A 14,081-nucleotide genomic window follows, 5' to 3' on the forward strand; every position below is an offset into this window, starting at 1 on the left:
GGGCTGCTCAATGGCATAATCCAGCACACATTGCTCGACAGCCTCATCGACACGGTTTTTCAGGTTTGGTTTTCTGCGATCTTTTTGCAGCAGGGCTTCTACTCCACCGTTCGCCTTGGCTTCCTGGTAGCGATAGAAGGTGTCTCGCGACACGCCCATGATTTTGCAGGCCTGTGAAACGTTGCCGAGCTCCTCGGCCAGGTTCAACAAGCCCAACTTGTGCTTAACAATCGGTTGATTTACAACGTTCATGCGGGGCTACTCCTCTTGGGTTGGTGATTGCTCGCACAACCATCAAACCCGGTAGCCCCGTTCTTTTTCAAGAGGGGTGTCAGATCAAGTCGAGACTTCTACACCTTAAGAACTTGACGGGGATTACTGCCGTTAGCGGTGCTAAAAAAATCGTGTATTTTTTGCCGCGCCAACAGAGTCATCAAAAAATAAGGGCTTTGACCATAAAGCCCGTAGATATCAGGTGCGATGGCGCTGGACTGGTGTTGTTTGGACTCAATCAGTTCCAGTGTAACTTTCTGGTCTATTACAGCAGTCTTTGCATCATCAAGGGTTTGAGCCCCCTTAAGGGCCTGCTTTCTTTCTTGCAGCTCACGATCAACATCCGCCATCAGGGTGTTGATCCGCACCTTATAGTCATTATCAATCTCGGCCTGATTGTAAATCTGCTCATTCATGAATTCTGTAATAACATTTGGCTTTGCGACTTCATGAATATTGCTCGGCCCACCCTCCCCTCTGCGTGGCCCTTCATTCAAACCCCAGACCGTATACCCGCCTCCAAACTCAATTCCAGATTGCCATTTCCCTACAACCGGTATTGGCCCCAGCTCGTATGAACCAGGGCCTAATTTTTTATGAGGCCCCAAGTACTTATCTACATCATTTGACATACAACGTCCTCTTTCAGTCTTTAATGCTTACACCACCCTCCAGAACACCGATCAAATATTAGTCCCTACCCTGACAACCAACCAAGCCAACACAGCAACTTCAGAAACGTATTACGCAAACAAAAACAACCCTCTTTGAATATGGAAAGAAATATCCCTTATTTATGTAAAACACCTCCTACATTGTTACAGAGCAACCAGGAGAGCGAAAAACCTTGAAGCCGCTGGAGAAGGAACTAGGCTGCGTCCGACGACGAAGTCGTCGTAAAACTCAACAAACGCGCTTTACCTGAAACACCTGGCTTGAATGGTTTTACGACTGCTTCGCAGCCGGACGTAGCCTCGCACGGCTCGTCAACGACTACAGGGACCTGCCCCTTTCGCCCTGCGGCAGCGACTACAAAATCTGCCCATAAAAAAAGCGAAGCCCCAAGGCTTCGCTTTTTTTCAACCAAACACCTGAGTGCTTAGTGGTGCTCGCGGGTAGCGCGGAATTTCACGTCCGGCCAGCGCTCTTCCATCAACGCCAGGTTGACGCGGGTCGGCGCCAGGTAGGTCAGGTGACCACCGCCATCAATGGCCAGGTTTTCCACCGCCTTGATCTTGAACTCTTCGAGCTTTTTCTTATCGTCGCAATCAATCCAGCGCGCCGAGTACACGGTGATCGGCTCGTAGGAGCATTCCACCTTGTATTCGCCTTTCAAACGGCTGGCAACCACGTCGAACTGCAGCACACCGACAGCGCCGAGGATGATGTCGTTGCTGCGCTCCGGGAAGAACACCTGGGTGGCGCCCTCTTCGGCCAGTTGCTGCAAGCCTTGACGCAGTTGCTTGGATTTCAGCGGGTCACGCAGACGCACGCGACGGAACAGTTCCGGGGCGAAGTGCGGGATACCGGTAAAGCTCAAGCTCTCGCCTTCGGTGAAGGTGTCACCGATCTGGATGGTACCGTGGTTGTGCAAGCCGATGATGTCACCCGCAAACGCCTCTTCGAGCTGTTCACGCTCGGAGGAGAAGAAGGTCAGTGCATCACCGATACGGACGTCTTTGCCGGTACGCGCATGGCGCATTTTCATGCCCTTTTCGTATTTGCCCGAGCAAATACGCATAAAGGCGATGCGGTCACGGTGTTTAGGGTCCATGTTCGCCTGGATCTTGAACACAAAACCGCTGAACTTCTCTTCGGTCGGCTCAACCGTGCGCTCGTTGGCAACACGTGGCAACGGCTCCGGTGCCCAGTTCACAACAGCGTCGAGCACATGATCGACACCAAAGTTGCCCAGTGCCGTACCGAAGAACACCGGAGTCAGCTGGCCATCAAGGAATTCCTGCTGGTTGAATTCATGGCAGGCGCCCTGAACCAGTTCCAGCTGATCGACGAAACGCTGGTACTCGTCACCCAGGTGGGCGCGGGCTTCATCGGAGTCGAGCTTCTCGATGATTTTGGTTTCGGTACGTTCATGGCCGTGACCGGCGGTGTAGACGATGATGTAGTCGTCGGCCAGGTGGTAAACACCCTTGAAGTCACGGTAGCAACCAATCGGCCAGGTGATCGGCGCGGCCTTGATTTTCAGGACCGCTTCGATCTCGTCCAGCAACTCGATCGGGTCGCGAATGTCGCGGTCGAGTTTGTTGATAAAGCTGACAATAGGCGTATCACGCAGACGACAAACGTCCATCAGGGCGATGGTCCGCGGTTCAACACCCTTACCGCCGTCGAGCACCATCAGTGCCGAGTCGACCGCCGTCAATGTGCGGTAGGTGTCTTCCGAGAAGTCTTCGTGGCCCGGGGTGTCGAGCAGGTTGATCATGTGGTCGCGATACGGGAACTGCATGACCGACGTGGTAATCGAAATACCCCGTTGTTTCTCCATTTCCATCCAGTCGGAGGTGGCATGGCGGTCGGACTTTCGCGATTTCACCGTACCGGCGACAGCAATCGCCTTACCCATCAGCAGAAGCTTTTCGGTGATGGTGGTCTTACCCGCATCGGGGTGGGAAATAATGGCGAAAGTGCGGCGTTTCGCGACTTCGGCGGCCTGGTTGGTCATGGGAAATCGCCTGACGATTGATTCAAAAAAGGGCGCGGATTATAGCCCAAATCAGGTACCAACAGCCACCGTTGGTAGCCTTGCTCGTCGGACAAGGGTGGCAATGTGCCGTAAAAAATGTGAACCTTTTAGACAGTGGAGGCGTCCACTCTTCTGATACGACTTACCGTCAGGGGTTGAAATATCAGCAAGTTAGCCTGACGGGGCTGCGCTAATGACAGGTGCTGAAGGCGCTTTTTCGCCACCATCTGTTGCTCTTCGCGAACCCATTGTCGGCAGCCAGGAATGGCCTTGCCACACGACGATGTGTTCGCCGACTAAAAAAAGGAGTCCGTCTGTGGCAAATCGCTATGGAAAAGGGCTTATAGGATGTGCGGTTGTAATCGCGCTCCTGGCCCTGTTGGTCCACTGGATCGGCATCAGCACTATCGAACACTATCAAGATGATTTGTTGTTCTATCTGCAAGCCCACCTGTACCTGGTACTCGCTTCAATGCTCGCCGCCCTCCTTGTAGGGATACCCGCCGGCATTTTCCTCAGCCGACCGAATATGGCCGGACGTGCGGAACGCTTCATGCAAGTCTTCAACATCGGCAACACCGTGCCGCCTCTGGCCGTACTGGCCATTGCCTTGGGGTTTCTGGGGATAGGCAGCGGTCCCGCCATCTTCGCCCTGTTTCTCGCCTCGTTGCTGCCCATTGTGCGCAACACCTATGAAGGCCTGAAAAACGTACAGGGTTCGCTCAAGGAAGCCGCCGTCGGCATCGGCATGACCCCGCGTCAGGTGCTGTGGCGAGTCGAATTGCCCAACGCCGTGCCCATCATCATGGGTGGCGTGCGAGTGGCACTGGCGATCAACGTCGGTACGGCCCCCCTGGCCTTCCTGATCGGCGCCAACAGCCTGGGCAGCCTGATTTTCCCCGGCATCGCCCTTAACAATCAGCCGCAATTGATCCTCGGCGCAGCCTGTACCGCGCTGCTGGCATTGCTGCTCGACGGCCTGGTGATACTGATCAGCCGCCGTTGGTTGGAACGCGGGTTGCGACCTGCATAAGGTCTGGCTGAGCAAAGGAATCCCCATGAAAAAAATTAGCTTTTTACTAGGCTGCGTCCTGCTGTGCGCAGGAATTGTCCAGGCCGCCGAAAAACCCTTGATCCGTATTGGCGCCCGGGTGTTCACCGAGCAAACCCTGCTCGCGGAAATCACCTCGCAGTACCTGAACAGCAAGGGTTACAACGCCCAGGTGACCGGCGGGCTGGGCAGCAGCCTGGCACGTTCGGCCCACGAATCCGGGCAACTGGATATGGTGTGGGAATACACCGGTGTATCGCTGGTGGCCTATAACCACATCACCGACAAACTCGACAGCCAGCAATCCTACGACCGGGTTAAAGAGGTCGATGCAAAAAAAGGACTGATCTGGCTGCACCCGTCCAAGTTCAGCAACACTTACGCCCTGGCCTTGCCGCAGAAAGTGGCTGAGGAATTCCCCGGTATCAACAGCGTCAGCGACCTCAACAAGGCGCTGCGTGACCCGGAGAACAAAAGTGCGCTGGTGGCCCTGGATACTGAGTTTGCCAACCGCTCCGACGGTTTGCTGGGCATGGTCAAGCTCTACGACATGGACCTGACCCGCCGCAATATCCGTCAGATGGACGCGGGCCTGGTCTATACCGCGCTGAAAAACGGCCAAGTGTTTGCCGGGCTGGTCTACACCACCGACGGCCGCTTGAGCGCCTTCAACCTCAAGCTGCTCGACGACGACCTGCATTACTTCCCCGACTACACCGCAGCGCCGGTAGTGAGCAAAGCCTATCTGGACAAGCACCCGGATCTCGAGGGTTTGCTCAAGCCACTGGCAGACCTGTTTGACGACGAAACCATGCGCCAGCTCAACGCCCGGGTCGACGTTGACCACGAAAGCCCGTCCAAAGTCGCCGCAGACTTTCTGCGTCAGCATCCACTGAACTGAGCCGAGGAGAAGACATGGAATTTTTAAACGCCTTTTCCCATATGGACTGGTCGCTAGTCTTACATCTGACCTTGCAACACATCAGCCTGGTCGGCATTGCCGTGATCCTCGCGATCCTGATCGGTGTGCCGCTGGGTGTGTTGATGACCCGCTTCCCGACCCTGGCCGGCCCTCTGCAAGCCAGCGCCACGGTGCTGCTGACCATTCCGTCCATTGCCCTGTTCGGCCTGCTGCTGCCGTTCTACTCCAAGTTCGGCCAGGGCCTTGGCCCGATGCCGGCCATCACCGCCGTGTTCCTGTACTCCCTGCTGCCGATCATGCGCAACACCTTCCTCGCCCTGACCGGCGTGGAGCCGGGTATTCGCGAGGCCGCACGGGGCATTGGCATGACCTTCAGCCAGCGCCTGCGCATGGTTGAATTGCCGATTGCGGTACCGGTGATCCTGGCCGGTGTGCGCACCGCCGTGGTGATGAACATCGGTGTTATGACCATCGCTGCCACCATCGGTGCCGGCGGTCTGGGTGTACTTATTCTTGCTGCAATCAGCCGTAGCGACATGTCGATGCTGATCGTCGGCGCCGTGTTGGTCAGTGTGCTGGCCATCATCGCTGACCTGCTTCTGCAATGGCTGCAACGCTCGCTGACTCCAAAAGGACTGCTCAAATGATCGAACTTCAAAACCTCAGCAAAACTTTCCAAAGCAACGGCAAAGATGTAAAGGCCGTGGACGCGGTAAGCCTGACCGTCAACGAAGGCGAAATCTGCGTGTTCCTTGGGCCTTCGGGTTGCGGCAAAAGCACTACGCTGAAAATGATCAACCGCTTGATCAAGCCCACCTCCGGCAAGATCCTGATCAACGGCGAAGACACCACCGATCTCGACCCGGTCACTCTGCGGCGCAATATCGGTTATGTGATCCAGCAGATCGGTCTGTTTCCGAACATGACCATCGAAGAGAACATCACCGTAGTCCCGCGCCTGCTGGGCTGGGACAAGCAAAAGTGCCATGACCGTGCCCGCGAACTGATGAGCATGATCAAGCTCGAACCCAAGCAGTACCTCAATCGCTACCCGCGCGAACTGTCCGGTGGCCAGCAACAGCGGATCGGGGTGATTCGTGCCCTGGCTGCCGATGCTCCACTGCTGTTGATGGACGAACCCTTTGGCGCGGTCGACCCGATCAACCGCGAGATGATCCAGAATGAATTCTTCGAGATGCAGCGTGCATTGAACAAGACCGTGATCATGGTCAGCCACGATATCGACGAAGCCATCAAGCTGGGCGACAAGATCGCCATCTTCCGTGGCGGCAAGCTGTTGCAGATGGATCACCCGGACACCCTGCTCGCCCACCCGGCCGACGACTTTGTCAGCAACTTCGTGGGCCAGGACAGCACGCTTAAACGCCTGTTGCTGGTCAAGGCTGAAGACGCGGCCGACAACGCGCCGTCGGTCAGCCCGGAAACACCCGTGGCTGAAGCGCTGGAACTGATGGACGAACTCGACCGCCGTTATGTCGTGGTCACCTGCGCCGACAACAAGGCCCTGGGCTATGTGCGTCGTCGCGACCTGCACCGTCAAACTGGCACATGTGGCCAGTACCTGCGCGAGTTCACCGCGACGGCGGCCTCGGAGGAGCATTTGCGCATCCTGCTGTCGCGCATGTACGAGTTCAACCGTTCGTGGTTGCCGGTGATGGATACCGAGCGTGTGTTCCAGGGTGAGGTGACGCAAGAGTCGATCGCTGCATACCTGAGTTCGGGACGCTCGCGAGGAGCCAAGACCAGCATTGTGTCACCTGCGGATATTGCGTTGGCGTGATCAAAGAACAACAAAGCCCGCAGCAAAATTTGCCTGCGGGCTTTGTTGTTACTCACATGTGCGTAAGTTAAGGAATAACACCAGTCACGGGTGATACAGCTTCCATGTGCGCCGACATTACAGGTGCATGCTCACGCCATTGGCGGGCCATGTCGGCAGTTTTGGCGTCTCCACGCGGATGGCCGTCCTCATCAAGAACCAGCGGCGTGGAATAAAAGCTGGTGCTATTGCCACACAAAAACGTGCTACGGCCGCGATTATTTACGATGCGCTCATAACCGAATCGATAGTTTTCGGTGCCTGAGCTGTTGCAATGACTACCGCCAGCGTTATGTCCTATCTCATGGCGAAATGCCGTTGGTTGGACGACCCTGTTGATATTGTATCTGCCCGGAACATAGGCCACCCCTCCTGACGTGCTTCCTGTTGCTGGATAGAAGAAACCCGCAACCACATCGGCGCCATATTGAGTAATGCCCGAACTGAACAGCGTGCCCATTTGTTTAAGCGTGCCTGAGGTAACGCCATAATCCTGGCTGATTATCTGGACCCCAACCAGCCTCAGGCGCACATCAATTTTGGAGTTGCGCAGCCCCAGGTTGGCCGTTTCCATTTGAGCCAGACCAAAGGCATGAGGATCACGGACATAGGCTGCAGAAGACTCGGAGAAACCCGCCAGCACATCGACGATCAGCTTGCCGTCACAGTCATAACTGGCTTGCGAGTTGACACTGGAAGCTCTTGCAGAGACGTGCTCCTGGCTTATTGTGTCTTCACCCATAAAGTCGTCTTGCCCTATGGGTTCCCAGGTTTGCCTACCGTTCGCTCGCCCCTCCAGCACACCCTTATGGTTTGGAGCATTGAGAACAGACACAAACGAACCGTCATCACGAGTGACCACGATCATCTCGCCAACAACATGACCCTTGTCGCTATCCAGCAAATTGGCACTGCGTACTTCGTAGCGTTCATCCTGATGAGTCAACTCAAGTTCCGGCATGCGCACATTGGCCAGCAGCTCAGAGCGCATCACAGCAGAGCGTCCACTCACAAGCCCCCCGACATCAATCGTTCGACGAGCGCTGGTGTCTTGTGGAGCAACCGGTAACATTCTGGTCGCGGCACGTACGGAAGCAGCCGATTTCTGATTTACGTCACACTTGAACGCCTGCAGTTTCCACCACTGGTTTTCCCGCTCGGCCTCAGATGGGTAAGGGGTTTCTGCCAGGCTGGTCGGCCCACTGAACTTGGACTCGTAACGTGCGTTAGCATCCCTACCGAAAATTGCTTTGACACGGGCCGGCTCCCCCAGGTTCTGAGGGTCAGTATAAGTACCCGCATGCGACCCCTTGAAGGTCCAGGATGAGTTATCGGTCCCTACCGCAGGGTAGTACGCGCGATTGACGCCATCGACCTTCGACTCATAGAGCGGGCCATCACTCCCTGAGCGGTGAATAGCCCCTATATAAGATGCATCACTCCAGTACTTTGGATCGACAACAGTACCCGCATGTTTGCCTCGGTAAAGCCAATTAGAATTGTCTTTACCATTTGCAGGAAAAGGAAAGGATGAGGCAATACCATTAAATCTGGCCTCATAAAATAGCCCTGAATCTGAGCGGTGTATGGAACCGACAAAGGCGTATTCATTCCCATTACGCGGCTGGGCATAGGTGCCGGCACCTGAACCACGATTAAACCAGGCGGCGCTATCCGTGCCAACTGGCGGGTAGTATAACCTTTGCGAGTTAGCATTGCCGACAAATCGGGACTCGTAAAAAATCCCGGTGCTTGACCGGTGAATTGAACCAATCACAGCATTCTGTCCCCAGCTAAGCGGGGCTTCAAAAGTGCCTGCAGGTTTCATCCCGCGGTAAAACCACCGGGAATTATCCGTACCGACTTTAGGGTAGTAATAGTTGAATTTGGAAGCACTACCCGTGAACCTTGACTCAAAATATCCACCGTTCTCTGCACGGTGAATATGCCCAGGAACAGTGGCTTCACCCCAGGTTTTCGGATTGAAAAAGCTGCCTCTCGCGTTACTAATTGATTGCGAAGAAACTACCCGCTCTTGCATGGCACTTTCTTTTACAACATCAGCAATAGCGGATGTTACTGACAAGCTTAACGCAGCCGCCAGCATGAATTTCTGTTTCATAAAATCCATCCCTTATTATAAATTCAATACTTATGACATCGGAATACTCCCATCACGTGAGCCGGAACTAATAGTCATAAACACCCACGAAGTTGTAGGAAAGATCAACACACCTGCAGATAGTGCGAGCTGGCTTGCCAGTTCCAACAAGGGCAACTGGATCAAACACGAAACATGTTCCAAGCCATTACTGCATGGCCATTGATGGCTCCCCGCCCTTCCCTATGATGGCTCGCATGCCTATCGCTGCGAGCCATCCCCATGACCAATGCCAGAACCCTCTATGACAAGCACATCGACGCCCACACCGTGTGTGCGCTGGATGATCAGGGGCATGTCTTGCTCTATATCGACCGCCAGGTCATCAACGAATACACCAGCCCCCAGGCATTCAGCGGTTTGCGCGAGGCCGGGCGAGAGGTACGGCGCCCTGAAACAGCCTTGGCGGTGGTTGACCATGTAAACCCCACCGCCCCCCTGCGGGTTGCCGCCATGGCCGATGCTGGCGGGGCACTGCAGGTGTCGTATCTGCAACAGAACTGCGAGAAGTTCGCTATCGAACTGTTCGATGTACTCGACAAGCGCCAGGGCATCGAGCATGTCATCGCCCCCGAGCAAGGTTTTATCCTGCCCGGCATGGTTATCGCTGCCGGAGACAGTCACACCACCACTTACGGCGCATTGGGCGCTTTCGGTTTTGGCATCGGCACTTCGGAAATCGAGCATCTGCTGGCCACCCAGACCCTGGTCTACAAACGCCTGAAAAGCATGCGCGTAACGGTTGAGGGCACGCTGGGCAAGGGGGTGACCTCCAAGGACGTGATCATGGCTCTGATCGGCAAGATCGGTGCCTCTGGCGCAACCGGTTTCGCCATTGAATTTGCCGGTTCAACCATTGCAGCCCTGAGTGTCGAAGCGCGCATGACCATCTGCAATATGGCGGTGGAGGCCGGTGCCCGCGGCGCATTTATGGCGCCCGATGACAAGGTTTATACCTACCTCAAAGACAAACCACGGGCGCCCCAGGGCGAGCAGTGGCACATTGCACTGCTCGCCTGGCGCCAACTGTACAGCGACCCCGACGCACACTTCGATCAGGAGGTGCAATTGGACGCCGCAGCGGTGCAGCCGATGGTCACCTGGGGCACAAGCCCCGATCAGACCGCCGCCATCGGTAGTACCGTGCCAGACCCACAAGCCATCAGCGATCCGATACTGCGTCAGGACATGGATCGCGCCTTGAACTACATGGGCCTGCAAGCGGGCATGCCACTTAATGAAGTGGTAATCAGCCATGCCTTTATCGGCTCCTGCACCAATGCCCGGATCGAAGATTTGCGCGATGCCGCCAGCGTGTTGCGCGGCCAGCGTGTAGCCAGCCATGTACGCGCCATAATTGTTCCGGGCTCGACCCAGGTGCGTGACCAGGCCGAGGCCGAGGGGCTGGCGGCGATCTTTATCGAAGCAGGTTTCGAGTGGCGCCAGTCCGGCTGCTCGATGTGCCTGGCCATGAACGATGACGTACTCGCCCCCGGCGACCGCTGCGCATCCAGTACCAACCGCAATTTCGAAGGCCGCCAGGGTGCGGGGGCACGCACCCATCTGATGAGCCCGGCGATGGTGGTGGCAGCGGCCATCGCCGGTCACCTTATCGACGTTCGCCAACTGCCAGGGGGAATCTGAGCATGCAACCTTTTATAGCTGTCAGCGGCCAGGCTGCGCCGATGCTTGCGGCCAATATCGATACTGACGTGATCATGCCCAAGCAGTTTCTCAAGGGCATCGACCGTAACGGGCTGGATCGCGGGGTATTTTTTGATGTGCGCTTTTTGCCTTCAGGCGAGGCGAACCCGCAGTTTATCCTCAACCAGCCCGCTTGGCAGGGCGCACGCTTTTTGGTCACCGGGCCGAATTTTGGCTGTGGTTCCAGCCGCGAACATGCGGTCTGGGGTTTGAAGCAATTGGGGGTGCGCGCTTTGATCGGCAGCAGCTTTGCCGGGATTTTTTATGACAACTGCCAGCGTAACGGGATGCTGGTGATTACCTTGCCAGAGGCTCAGGTGCAGACACTCGGGAAGATGGTCAACCAGCCTGCGATGGCGCATATCGAGGTCGATTTGCCGACACAACGTATTCGTCTGGCTGATGGTTCGATGATCAGGTTTGAGATCGACGAGTTGCGTAAAAACGCTCTGCTGCTGGGGCTGGACGCCATTGGCAGCACCTTGCTGCGTAGCCAGCAGATTCACGAGTTTGAACGGCGGCATTTACAGGCTAATCCGTGGTTGGTTTAACACCTTGTCAAAAACGCCCAACCCACCCTTTCCCGCAGGGAGAGGGAAAGGGTGGGTGGAGTTTTTGAAATCGCGTGCAGCCAGTTGTAACGCCATGCAGTAAAAAAAGATCACATAAACTGACAGGGATATTGACTACAAAACTTCAAATCGAGTAATTGCCGCACATGCAGTTTCTGTCATAACAGCCATTCACAATCGGTTTGGCATTGGCTGGGGGGCCATGCTTCACTTCCTTGTGAAGGTGGGCGCCGACTTAGGGTCGTTACCGCTTTCGCACGCCGCAGAGCGAATGGTTAAACGATACTGCCGTTAGTACACATCCCGCCGATAACGCCCTTGCTCGATCAGCAACTCCACCGCTTCAGCCCCCAGCAGATCGATCAGCGCTTGATCCACTCCCGCCGCCATCCCCTGCAGGCTGCCGCAGATATAAATCGCAGCGCCATCTGCCAGCCACTGACGCACTTCAGCACCGGCTTCCAGCAAACGGTCCTGCACATAAATCTTCTGTGCCTGGTCCCGCGAAAATGCCAGGTCAAGACGCGCCAGATCACCACTGGCCAACCAGCCTTGCAACTCATCGCGGCAATAAAAATCATGCTCGGCATTACGCTCGCCAAAGAATAGCCAGTTACCCTGCTGACCCTGGGCAATCCGCGCCTTGAGCAAGCTGCGCAGCCCCGCCAGCCCCGTACCGTTACCGAGTAAAATCAGCGGGCAAGGTTCGGTCGGCAGATGGAAACCGCTATTGCGCCGCAGGCGCAGGCTGATGCTCGAGCCAACCGGTGCATGCTCTGTCAGCCAGCCCGAAGCAATCCCCAGGCTGCCATCGGCATGCCGTTCCTGGCGCACGATCAACTCCAGCAAACCGTCCTCAGGAATCGAGGCAATGGAGTACTCGCGCATATTCAGCGGGATCAGTGCATCTACCAGCGCCTGAGCGTGCAGGCCCACCAGATGGCCGCGGTTTTCCGGGAGCTGGCGACCAGCCAGGGCCTGTGCCAGGGTTTCTTGCAAGCCATAGAGCTGCACTCGGGTGTCCGCCGACAACCCCAGCCCCTCCAGGAAGTGTTCAACCGCCCAGCTCGATTGCCTCGGCATGACTTCCACCAGATCACCGGCCTGCCATATGTGGCTGGGGTCTGGTGCGCGCAGGCCCAAGAAGTAAACTCCCGAGCCGCTGCTGCCGGGGTTGAGCAAATCGCGTTGCTGCAAAGCCCAGTTGTTGTAACTCGGTGCCTGCCAGTTGGCGCTTGGCGCACCCCCCGTGAGCTGGCTGAGTTGTTGTTGCCAGTGATGCAGTGCCTGCGGATCGCCACTGTCGACTTGTACCGGCGCGAACAGTGATTGTGCGCCTCGTTCGCTCAACCATTGCTGGACCCGTGTCGCAAAGCCGCAAAAGTGTGGGTATTGGCGATCGCCCAGTGCCAGCACTGAGTACTTGAGGCTGTTCAGTCCCAAAGGCTGACCGAGGACTTTGCGTTCAAAGCCTCGGGCACTGTCGGGAGCTTCGCCGTCGCCAAAGGTACTGACCACAAACAATGCGTTGCTGGCCTGTTGCAGGTCGTTCTCGTCAAGCGTGCCCAATGGCTGGACCCGTACCGGCAAACCGGCTGCCTGCAATTGCCCGGCAGTCTGCCAGGCCAGTTGCTCGGCAAAACCACTCTGGCTGGCAAAGCCGATCAGCCATGATGGCGCATTACTGTCTGCTGCGGTCAAACCCTGGCGAGCCTGTTTGATCTGACGCTTTTTCCGGCGACGGTCCAGGTACAGCAGCCAGCCAGTAATAAAGAACAGCGGCATGGTCAGGCTGGCGATGGTCACCAGAATGCGCCCGGTCAGGCCCCAATAGCTGCCCACATGAAGGGCGTAGATGCTGCCAAGTAACTGCGCCTTGTAGCTTTTGTCTTCGAAACGATCGTGTTTTTTCACCACGCCCGTGGCCGGGTCGAGGCTGATCATGTTGAACGCACGTTCATGGGGCGAGCTGTTGAGCAGATAAAACACCGTGGCCGGCTGCCCTGCAGCAGGTGGCATGCGCACGTTATACATACTCAGGTCAGGCCCGGCGGCTTTCTGGATACTGGCCCAGATCGCATCGTAGTCGGCAACCGGAGCAGGTCCCGCCGGCCCGGGCTTGCCGCGACCGCCTTTACGTTGCTCGCTGTTGGGAGCGTCGGAAAAGAGCTTTTGCAGGCCTTTGTTGTACCACTCGTAAGACCACGACAGCCCGGTCAGTGCCGCCAGCAGATAGAAGATCATGCACCAGGTGCCGGCCACGGAGTGCAGGTCCCAGTTAAAGCTGCGACCTTTTTTCGCCCAGTCCAGGGTCAGCCAGGCGCGCCAGTTCAGCGCCTTGCGCGGCCAGCGCAAGTACAGGCCCGACAGGCAGAAGAAAATCAGCATCAGGGTGCAGGCACCGGTGATCTGGCGCCCGGTCTGGCCCATGGCCAGAAAGCGGTGCAGTTGCAGCATCAGGTCGAAAAAGCCTTGGCCGCTGGCATCGCCCTGATAAGCGCCGGTGTACGGGTCGATATAGCGCAACTGGCCACGACGCTCGCCCGCAGGCGGGGTAAAGAAGATGCGCGCAGCCGTGCCGCTGTCCACGCCCACCCACATCATGGAAACCTGTTTGCCCTCAGTGGCCTCGACTCTGCGTACCAGCTCGGCCGGCGGCAGTACGCCACTGTCGAGTTTCTCGACCTTGAGCACCGAAGGGTTGAGCAAGTTCAGCAGCTCGTCTTGAAACGACACCGTGGCGCCGGTTATCCCCATCAGGGCCAGAACCAGCCCCGCGGTGATGCCGAAAAACCAGTGCAGCTGGAAAAGTGTCTTTTTAAACACAACGACCGCCTTGCTTGCTCAATGGAAT

General features: G+C 56.6%; 11 protein-coding genes. 6 read left to right on the forward strand and 5 right to left on the reverse strand.

Translation table 11 applies throughout. From position 1 onward, the window contains the following. From ACZRMH_RS10040 to ACZRMH_RS10050, 3 genes are all read right to left on the reverse strand, one after another. Nucleotides 1-252 (reverse strand): helix-turn-helix domain-containing protein (locus ACZRMH_RS10040; RefSeq protein ID WP_464013309.1); only part of this gene is annotated, 252 nt, incomplete at its 3' end. 98 nt (nucleotides 253-350) lie between these two features. Next, nucleotides 351-905, reverse strand: coding sequence for a hypothetical protein (locus ACZRMH_RS10045; RefSeq protein WP_464013310.1), 555 nt, complete (start codon nucleotides 903-905; stop codon nucleotides 351-353). Between the two features lie 467 nt (nucleotides 906-1,372). Next, nucleotides 1,373-2,956, reverse strand: coding sequence for a peptide chain release factor 3 (locus tag ACZRMH_RS10050; RefSeq protein WP_464013311.1), 1,584 nt, complete (start codon nucleotides 2,954-2,956; stop codon nucleotides 1,373-1,375). 304 nt (nucleotides 2,957-3,260) lie between these two features. On the opposite strand from ACZRMH_RS10050, the gene ACZRMH_RS10055 reads away from it, so the two are divergent. Genes ACZRMH_RS10055 through ACZRMH_RS10070 form a run of 4 tightly spaced genes read left to right on the forward strand, consistent with a single transcriptional unit; the run spans nucleotide 3,261 to nucleotide 6,751 of the window. Further along, nucleotides 3,261-4,010: an ABC transporter permease gene (locus ACZRMH_RS10055; protein ID WP_464013427.1), complete on the forward strand. Its 750-nt coding sequence runs from the start codon at nucleotides 3,261-3,263 to the stop codon at nucleotides 4,008-4,010. 25 nt (nucleotides 4,011-4,035) lie between these two features. After that, nucleotides 4,036-4,929 carry a glycine betaine ABC transporter substrate-binding protein gene (locus ACZRMH_RS10060; protein ID WP_464013312.1) on the forward strand — a complete coding sequence of 298 codons (894 nt, stop codon included), beginning with the start codon at nucleotides 4,036-4,038 and terminating at the stop codon, nucleotides 4,927-4,929. 14 nt (nucleotides 4,930-4,943) lie between these two features. Beyond that, nucleotides 4,944-5,597: an ABC transporter permease gene (locus ACZRMH_RS10065; RefSeq protein WP_464013313.1), complete on the forward strand. Its 654-nt coding sequence runs from the start codon at nucleotides 4,944-4,946 to the stop codon at nucleotides 5,595-5,597. Beyond that, nucleotides 5,594-6,751 carry an osmoprotectant ABC transporter ATP-binding protein OsmV gene (locus tag ACZRMH_RS10070; protein ID WP_464013314.1) on the forward strand — a complete coding sequence of 386 codons (1,158 nt, stop codon included), beginning with the start codon at nucleotides 5,594-5,596 and terminating at the stop codon, nucleotides 6,749-6,751. Before ACZRMH_RS10065 ends, ACZRMH_RS10070 begins: the two co-directional genes overlap by 4 nt. Before the next feature lie 67 nt (nucleotides 6,752-6,818). Here the strand turns inward: ACZRMH_RS10070 and ACZRMH_RS10075 are convergent, their stop codons facing one another. Further along, on the reverse strand, nucleotides 6,819-8,912 hold the full coding sequence (locus ACZRMH_RS10075; protein WP_464013315.1) for a zinc-dependent metalloprotease family protein: 2,094 nt from the start codon (nucleotides 8,910-8,912) through the stop codon (nucleotides 6,819-6,821). 261 nt (nucleotides 8,913-9,173) lie between these two features. Here ACZRMH_RS10075 and leuC point away from each other — a divergent pair, with 261 nt between their 5' ends. Together leuC and leuD are read left to right on the forward strand one after the other, a co-directional pair. Next, a complete protein-coding gene (gene leuC, locus ACZRMH_RS10080; RefSeq protein ID WP_464013316.1) occupies nucleotides 9,174-10,595 on the forward strand; it encodes a 3-isopropylmalate dehydratase large subunit in 1,422 nt (473 codons plus the stop codon). Beyond that, nucleotides 10,592-11,206, forward strand: coding sequence for a 3-isopropylmalate dehydratase small subunit (gene leuD, locus ACZRMH_RS10085; RefSeq protein ID WP_464013428.1), 615 nt, complete (start codon nucleotides 10,592-10,594; stop codon nucleotides 11,204-11,206). The genes leuC and leuD overlap by 4 nt, the downstream gene beginning before the upstream one ends. Nucleotides 11,207-11,518: 312 nt before the next feature. On the opposite strand, the gene ACZRMH_RS10090 is transcribed toward leuD, so the two are convergent. Further along, the gene (locus ACZRMH_RS10090) at nucleotides 11,519-14,053 is read right to left on the reverse strand and encodes a PepSY domain-containing protein (RefSeq protein ID WP_464013317.1); all 2,535 of its coding nucleotides are present in this window, start codon (nucleotides 14,051-14,053) and stop codon (nucleotides 11,519-11,521) included. Between the last annotated feature and the right edge of the window lie 28 nt (nucleotides 14,054-14,081).

Source organism: Pseudomonas sp. B414 (assembly GCF_055408445.1).

Coding starts and splice junctions, on each gene's coding strand:
- ACZRMH_RS10045 (WP_464013310.1), bottom strand. CDS start 905: ATGTCAAATGATGTAGATAAGTACTTGGGGCCTCATAAAAAATTAGGC.
- ACZRMH_RS10050 (WP_464013311.1), bottom strand. CDS start 2,956: ATGACCAACCAGGCCGCCGAAGTCGCGAAACGCCGCACTTTCGCCATT.
- ACZRMH_RS10055 (WP_464013427.1), top strand. CDS start 3,261: ATGTGTTCGCCGACTAAAAAAAGGAGTCCGTCTGTGGCAAATCGCTAT.
- ACZRMH_RS10060 (WP_464013312.1), top strand. CDS start 4,036: ATGAAAAAAATTAGCTTTTTACTAGGCTGCGTCCTGCTGTGCGCAGGA.
- ACZRMH_RS10065 (WP_464013313.1), top strand. CDS start 4,944: ATGGAATTTTTAAACGCCTTTTCCCATATGGACTGGTCGCTAGTCTTA.
- ACZRMH_RS10070 (WP_464013314.1), top strand. CDS start 5,594: ATGATCGAACTTCAAAACCTCAGCAAAACTTTCCAAAGCAACGGCAAA.
- ACZRMH_RS10075 (WP_464013315.1), bottom strand. CDS start 8,912: ATGAAACAGAAATTCATGCTGGCGGCTGCGTTAAGCTTGTCAGTAACA.
- leuC (WP_464013316.1), top strand. CDS start 9,174: ATGACCAATGCCAGAACCCTCTATGACAAGCACATCGACGCCCACACC.